This is a genomic window from Actinomadura sp. KC216 (assembly GCF_004348535.1).
In the GTDB taxonomy this organism is placed as follows: Bacteria; Actinomycetota; Actinomycetes; order Streptosporangiales; family Streptosporangiaceae; genus Spirillospora.
In genome coordinates this window covers 1-6,532 of record NZ_SMJX01000410.1, presented here as the reverse complement: position 1 = coordinate 6,532, position 6,532 = coordinate 1, and the positions used below count along the sequence as shown (strand labels likewise).

Annotated in this window: 9 protein-coding genes; all 9 read right to left on the bottom strand. The window is 72.8% G+C overall.

The window, feature by feature from the left end; genetic code table 11:
• Positions 1 to 278: sulfatase-like hydrolase/transferase (locus E1264_RS38625; RefSeq protein ID WP_165964602.1), on the bottom strand; the 278-nt coding region annotated here is incomplete at its 3' end.
• A gap of 98 nt (positions 279 to 376) precedes the next feature.
• On the bottom strand, positions 377 to 1,276 hold the full coding sequence (locus E1264_RS38620; protein ID WP_132181876.1) for a HEAT repeat domain-containing protein: 900 nt from the start codon (positions 1,274 to 1,276) through the stop codon (positions 377 to 379).
• 14 nt (positions 1,277 to 1,290) lie between these two features.
• Positions 1,291 to 1,752 (bottom strand): rhodanese-like domain-containing protein, encoded by a 462-nt coding sequence (locus E1264_RS38615; RefSeq protein ID WP_132181874.1) that lies wholly within the window; start codon positions 1,750 to 1,752, stop codon positions 1,291 to 1,293.
• Positions 1,746 to 2,231 (bottom strand): cysteine dioxygenase family protein, encoded by a 486-nt coding sequence (locus E1264_RS38610; RefSeq protein WP_132181872.1) that lies wholly within the window; start codon positions 2,229 to 2,231, stop codon positions 1,746 to 1,748. The genes E1264_RS38615 and E1264_RS38610 overlap by 7 nt, the downstream gene beginning before the upstream one ends.
• A gap of 175 nt (positions 2,232 to 2,406) precedes the next feature.
• Entirely contained in the window at positions 2,407 to 2,880 is a 474-nt protein-coding gene (locus E1264_RS38605; RefSeq protein WP_132181870.1) for an Rrf2 family transcriptional regulator, read from the bottom strand.
• Positions 2,881 to 2,907: 27 nt separating this feature from the next.
• Positions 2,908 to 3,906: a sulfate ABC transporter ATP-binding protein gene (gene cysA / locus E1264_RS38600; protein WP_132181868.1), complete on the bottom strand. Its 999-nt coding sequence runs from the start codon at positions 3,904 to 3,906 to the stop codon at positions 2,908 to 2,910.
• Positions 3,906 to 4,694 carry a sulfate ABC transporter permease subunit gene (locus tag E1264_RS38595; RefSeq protein WP_132181866.1) on the bottom strand — a complete coding sequence of 263 codons (789 nt, stop codon included), beginning with the start codon at positions 4,692 to 4,694 and terminating at the stop codon, positions 3,906 to 3,908. The genes cysA and E1264_RS38595 overlap by 1 nt, the downstream gene beginning before the upstream one ends.
• Positions 4,687 to 5,583: a sulfate ABC transporter permease subunit CysT gene (gene cysT, locus E1264_RS38590; protein WP_132181864.1), complete on the bottom strand. Its 897-nt coding sequence runs from the start codon at positions 5,581 to 5,583 to the stop codon at positions 4,687 to 4,689. Before cysT ends, E1264_RS38595 begins: the two co-directional genes overlap by 8 nt.
• An 11-nt stretch (positions 5,584 to 5,594) precedes the next feature.
• The coding region (locus tag E1264_RS38585) for a sulfate ABC transporter substrate-binding protein (RefSeq protein ID WP_132181862.1) at positions 5,595 to 6,532 on the bottom strand (938 nt) is incomplete at its 5' end.

The following is a 6,532-nucleotide window of genomic DNA, read 5'->3' as shown; positions in this document are numbered from 1 at the left end:
GAGTACCCCTGGGTGAAGCGGACGCCCTCGCGTGCCAGCCGGTCCAGGTGGGGCGTCCTGATGTGCGGTGACCCGTAGCTGCCCAGATCGGCCCAGCCCAGGTCGTCGCCGAGGACGACCAGGATGTTGGGCCGGGCGGGCCGCCCGCGGCCGGGGTCGGCCCGGAACTCCCGTTCGGCCGGCCGCGCCGACGCGGCGCCGCCCGGCAGCGCCGCGCCCGCCGCGGCCCCGGCCGCCACGGCCCCCGCCGCCGCGAACTCCCTCCTGCTCAGACCCATGCCAAGCTCCCTCCCCTTAATCGATTATTCAGACTGGAAAAACATGAAACGGGCAGCACGATGCACGGCGACGGCGGCGTGCCGGCCGTTCGGGAGTGTCAGGCGAGGGCCCAGCGGATCTGCGTGCGGACGCCCGGGTCCGGATCGTCCAGCGCCTCGGTGAGCGCGGCGAGGACCTCCGGCCGGTCCGCCGCCCACTGCTCCAGCGACCGGACCGCCGCGCGCCGGACGTCCACCGTCCGGTCGCGCAGGGCCCTGATCAGCGGCGGGACGGCGCCGTCCGGGTCGCCCTGCGCCAGCGCGACGGCGGCGGTCCGGCGCACCTGCCGGCTCGGGTCGTCGAGGAGGGCGGCCACGACGCGCAGCTCCAGGTCCTCCGGGACGCCCAGCGCGGCGGCGGCGTCCAGCGCGGCCATGCGGACGACCGGGTCGTGGTCGGTGAGCAGGCGCGCCAGGGCGGGCAGCCCCTCGGGCCGCGCGATCCGCGCGAGCCCCTGGGCGACGGCCGCCCGGACCTCGCGGGCCGGGTCGGCGGCGGCCTCGGCCACCCGCCCGACCGCGTGCAGCGCGACGAGGCCGAGCACGGCCTGGACACGGACATGGGCCTCGCCGTGGTGCAGGCCGTGGGCATACTGGTCGGCCGCCGCCTCCCGCAGGCCGGTGAGCAGCTCGGCGGCGATCTCGCGGACGAACGGTTCGCGCCCGCGGGCGGCGGCCAGCCTCAGCGCCGCGACGCCGCCGTCGGCGAGGTAGAGCACGGGCAGATCGCGCAGGGCACCGGCCGCGCTGCGGCGGACGTTCTCGTGCTCGTCGGCCAGCGCCCAGGCCAGCGTGTCGCCGGCGCGGTGCGGAGCGCGGCCGGCGCGGGCACTCTTGATCATGGCCGCGAGGGCGGCGTCGCGCACCTCGGGCTCGGGGTCGCGCAGGTAGACCTCGACGTCGTCGAAGCTGATGTCGTCGAGAAGGCGCAGGTCGATGGAGCGATCGTTGATCGGCATGAGGGGGCCTCCGATCAGCTGCCAGAGCCGGTACGGGCCGCTCGCCCGGCGGGCAGGCCCGTGACCGGCAGGCCCGCGGCGCGCCAGGCGTGGAAACCGCCCGCCACGTCGGTCGCGTGCACCAGGCCCAGGTCCTGCAGCGCGGCGGCGGCGAGGCTGGAGGTGTAGCCCTCCGAGCACAGGACGATCACGCGCACGTCGTGCCCGGTGGCCTGCGGGATGCGCGCGCCGGACGCGGGGTCGAGCCGCCACTCCAGGACGTTGCGCTCGATCACGAGCGCGCCCGGCACCTCGCCCTCGTCCGCGCGCTGGGCGGCCGGGCGGATGTCGACCAGCAAGGCGCCTTCCCGCCACCGGTCGTACGCCGCCTCGGGGCTCAGCCGCTGGAGCCGGGCGCGGGCGTCGGCCAGGACCTCGTCGATCGTGCGGGGCGGCCGTGCGTCCGGTGCGCGGGTTTCGAGGACGCGGGTCACCATTGCCCGGCCTCCTCGGTGGCGAGCCGCACCAGCCGGTCGCCGACGAGGTCGTACCGGTTCATGGTCGACAGCGGCGGCGAGTAGACGTGCACGCTCACCGCGGGCGCGGCCGAGACGTTGCGCACCTCGTGGATGTACTCGGAGCCGAACGCGCGGGCGCGGCCGGGCGTGACCTCCCGCGCGCCGCTCAGGTCCCGCTCCTCCAGGCTGCCGAGCGCGACGGCGAACGCTCCCCGCGACCCGCCGTGGTCGTGCAGGCCGGTGGTCTGGCCGGGCAGCCAGCTGATCAGCCAGATCTCCTGCCCGGTGTCGCGATGCAGGCGCTCGTACCAGCGGCCGCGCGGGTCCAGCCGGACCCGCGGCAGCCACTCCTCGCTGCGTCCGGCCAGGTCGGCGGCGGTGGCGCCGAGGTCGGCGGCGGTGGCACCAGGGCCGGCGGCCAGGCCGGACACCCGCGACGCGGTCGTGCTGATGGTCATGTGATTCGTTCCTCGGTCTCTGGTCGGTCATGTGCCGTCGGTCGTCGCTCGCCCAGGGGTCGGGCGTTCAGACGAGGCGACACAGCGCGGCGGCGAGGCGTCCGAGATCGACGTGCCGCCGGGACCAGAGCGGGGCCCGGGAACTCATGGGATCATGATGGCAGAAATTCCCTACTTAATCAATCTGAATTATTGGTTGTGGTGCCGGGGCCGGGTCCGCCAGGGCCCGGACGTGGGCGGGCAGGCGGCCGTTGGTGAGGTCGTCCAGGGTGGTCTCGTCCAGGACGCGGCGAAGGGCGGTGTCCGCGGCGCGCCAGAGCTGCTCCAGGTGCGCGGCGGCGACCGACGCCGGGCGCCCTTCGGGCGGATGCGGGCCGTCCTCGGCGGGGGCGAAGGTGGTGTCCATGGCCCGCACCACCTCCCCGGCCGTGATCTGCGACGCGGGCCGCGCCAGCCGGTACCCGCCGTCATGGCCCCGCTGGCTGACCACGAGCCGGGACCGCCGCAGCTCCCCGAGAATGGTCTGCAGGAAGGTGAACGGCATCTGCTCGGCCTCGGCCAGCGCGGGCGCGCTGATCGGCTCCGGCCCCGCGGCCGCCATGGCCAGCAGGGCGCGCATCGCGTAATTGGTGCGGGCGGTGACGTACAACGCGCTGCTCCCCGGTCCCAGGCCGCATCAGCTCGCTGGAACCGTGGCGGCCTGGACGGACGGCCGGACATGCACCTCGGCACCGGCCTTGGCGGACAGCCGCCCGGCAGACTCCCGCGTCATCTGCGCCCATGCCGGATACTCCTTCACCGGCTCCGCCGCCTCCCCCGGTCCGCCCGGTTCTCGCACCTGGAACTCCACCCGGGTCTCGAACCCGAGGCGGACCACCCGCGTGATCACCGCGGGTCGCGTGCCCGGCCCGGGCTCGCTGGAGATCACGACGTCGTGCGGGCGCAGCAGCCGCCCGCCGATCTCGGTGACCGGACCGAGGAACCGCATCACGAACGGGCTCGCCGGGTTGTCATAGATGTCGGCGGGCGCCCCGGCCTGCTGGACGACGCCGTCCGCCAGCACCACGATCGTGTCGGCGACCTCGATCGCCTCCTCCTGGTCGTGCGTGACGAAGACGGTCGTGACGTGCACCTCGTCGTGCAGGCGGCGCAGCCATGTGCGCAGCTCCTTGCGGACCTGGGCGTCCAGGGCGCCGAACGGCTCGTCCAGCAGCAGCACATCGGGGTTCACCGCCAGCGCCCTGGCGAGGGCCATGCGCTGGCGCTGCCCGCCCGACAGCTGGGCCGGATACCGGGCGGCGAACTGGTCGAGATGGACGAGCTCCAGCAGCTCCTCCACCCGCTTCTTGATCTCCGCCTTCGGACGCTTCCGGATCTTCAGCCCGAAGGCCACGTTCTCGAAGACCGTCAGGTGCTTGAACGCCGCGTAGTGCTGGAACACGAACCCGACGCCGCGCCGCTGCGGCGGCAGCCGGGTCGCGTCCTTGCCGGAGATCACCACCTGGCCCGAGTCGGGTCGCTCCAGCCCCGCGATCACGCGCAGCAGGGTCGACTTTCCGCCGCCGCTCGGGCCGAGCAGCGCGGTCAGCGAGCCGGACGCCACGTCCACCGACACGTCCTTCAGGACGGCCGCCTCGCCGAACGACTTGTTCACATCTCGGATCTCGATCGCCATCAGGAGCCGTCCTTCGGTCGCAGGAGCTTGGTCGCCAGGAGGCTGGCGACCGCGATGACCGCCAGCGCGAGCGCGGCGGCGTAGGACGCCTGCACGTCGAAGTTCTCGAAGCGCTCCTCGACGAACAGCGTCAGGGTCTGGGTCTGGTCGACCGTCCGGCCGGAGACGACGGCCACGGCACCGTACTCACCCAGCGCGCGGGCGAGGGAGAGGACGATGCCGTAGCCGAGCGCCGCCCGGATGCTGGGCAGGGTGATGCGCCGGAACGTCTGCCACCCGCCCGCGCCGAGCGTCTGCGCGGCCTGCTCCTGCTCGTCGCCCATCTCCTCCAGGACGGGCACGATCGCGCGGACCACGAGCGGCAGGCAGACGAACACCGTCGCGAGCACCATCCCCGGCGTGGAGAAGATGATCTGGATGCCGCGGCTCTCCAGGAACCCGCCCGCCGGGCTGAACGCGCCGTACACCAGGATCAGCGCGAGCCCGACGACGACCGGGGACACCGCGAGCGGCAGGTCGATCAGCGCGCTGAGCAGGCGCTTGCCCGGGAACTCGTGCCGGACGAGCAGCAGCGCCGCCAGCACCCCGAACAGCGTGTTCAGCACGACGGACCAGCCCGCGACGATGAGCGTCACCTGGAAGGCGTGCAGCGCCGAATGCGTGGTGAGCGCGTCGATGAACGGGCCGGGGCCGTCCCCGAACGTCCGCCAGCCGATCAGCCCGACCGGCAGGATCAGCAGGAACAGCAGGTAGGTCAGGACGATCAGGCGCAGCGCGTGCTTAGCCACGGCGGGCCCCCCAACGGCGCAGCAGGTCGATCGACAGCAGGACCAGCAGTGACAGCACGAGCAGCGCGGTGGACGTCGCCGCCGCGGCGGCGGTGTTGTCGCTCTCGATCTGCCCGAAGATGTGCACGGCCGCGACCTGCGTCTTGAACGGGACGTTCCCGGAGATCAGCACCGTCGAGCCGAACTCGGCGACGGCGCGGGTGAAGGCCAGCGCGGTGCCCGCGAGCATGGCCGGGACGAGGTTCGGCAGGATGATCCGCCGGAAGATCGTCCAGTTGCCGGCGCCGAGCGACGCCGCGGCCTGCTCCATCTCCCGGTCGAACTCCAGCAAGACGGGCTGGACGGTGCGGACCACGAACGGCAGCGTCACGAACAGCAGCGCCACGACGACGCCCGTCCGGGTGTACGCCAGCGAGACGCCGAGCGGGCTGTCGGTGCCGTACAGCGTCAGCAGGACCAGGCCCGCCACGATCGTGGGCAGCGCGAACGGGAGGTCGATCAGCAGGTCGAGCAGGCCCTTGCCGGGGAAGGAGTCGCGGACGAGCACCCAGGCGATCAGCGTGCCCATGACCAGGTTGATCAGCGCCACCACCAGGGAGGCGATGACGGTCAGCTTCAGCGCGGCCCAGGCGTCGGGGGTGGTGATCGCGTCCCAGAACCCGCCGGGGCCCTGCGAGGCGCCCTTCCAGATGACGGCGGCCAGCGGGATCAGGACCACCGCGCTCAGGAAGATGGTCGCGGTGCCGACCCCGATCGCGGTGCCGCCGCGCCCGCCGGCCGGCCCGGCGAGCCGGACGGCCCGGCCCTTGCCTCCCGGCGGGGAGGCGGGGCCGGACGTCTCGACGCGTTCGTCCAGGGTGGCGGTCGAACTCTTCGTCGTCTCGCTCATCGGATGGAGACCTAGCCCTCCACCGAGACGCCGATGCCCTTTTCGACATCGGCCATGATGCTGCCCTTGGGGTCGAAGAACTCGGCCGACACGGTCTTCCAGCCGCCCAGGTCGTTGATGGTGAACAGCCCGGCGGGCTTGGGGAACTTCTCGGCGCCGGGGACGCCGTCCACCACGGGCCGGTAGCCGTTCTTGACGAAGATCTCCTGCGCCTTCTTGCCGTACAGGAACTTCAGGAAGGCGCGGGCCTCGGCGGGGTGCTCGCTCTTCTTCGTCACCGCGACCGGGTTCTCGATCAGGATCGTGGAGTCCGGGACGGTGTAGTCGAGCGGCTGGTTGCTCTGCTTGGCGAAGATGGCCTCGTTCTCGTACGCGAGCAGCACGTCGCCCTTGCCGCCCGCGAACGTCTGCAGCGACTTGCGGGCACTGGAGTCCTGGACGGGGACGTTCTTGAACAGCGCGTGCAGGTACGCGCTACCGGCCGCCTTGTCGGTGCCCTTGTTCGCCTTGGCGCCGTAGCCCGCGAGCACGTTCCAGCGCGCCCCGCCGGACGTGAACGGGTTGGGCGTGATGACCTCGATGCCCGGCTTGACGAGGTCGTCCCAGGACTTGACGTTCTTGGGGTTGCCCTTGCGGGTCGCCAGGACGACGACCGAGTCGGTGACCATGCCCTTCTCGGGGCCGGTGTTCCAGTCGCCGGCGACGAGGCCGGCGTCAACGAGCCGCGTCATGTCCGGCTCCAGGGACAGCGCGACGACGTCGGCCTTGAGCCCGGACGCCACCGCCCGGCTCTGCTCGCCGGACGAGCCGTAGGACTTGGTGAACTGGACCTTCTTGCCCTCGGGCGTCTTCTGGTACTCCTTGATGATCGCGTCGTAGGCCGCCTGCGGCGTGGAGTAGGCCACCAGCGACAGCCGGACCTTCCCGCCCCCGGCGCCCGCCGATCCGC

Excerpts from the sequence above, each read along its gene's own strand:
- E1264_RS38615 (WP_132181874.1), bottom strand. The coding sequence starts at position 1,752 with ATGGTGACCCGCGTCCTCGAAACCCGCGCACCGGACGCACGGCCGCCC.
- cysA (WP_132181868.1), bottom strand. The coding sequence starts at position 3,906 with ATGGCGATCGAGATCCGAGATGTGAACAAGTCGTTCGGCGAGGCGGCC.
- E1264_RS38610 (WP_132181872.1), bottom strand. The coding sequence starts at position 2,231 with ATGACCATCAGCACGACCGCGTCGCGGGTGTCCGGCCTGGCCGCCGGC.
- E1264_RS38620 (WP_132181876.1), bottom strand. The coding sequence starts at position 1,276 with ATGCCGATCAACGATCGCTCCATCGACCTGCGCCTTCTCGACGACATC.
- cysT (WP_132181864.1), bottom strand. The coding sequence starts at position 5,583 with ATGAGCGAGACGACGAAGAGTTCGACCGCCACCCTGGACGAACGCGTC.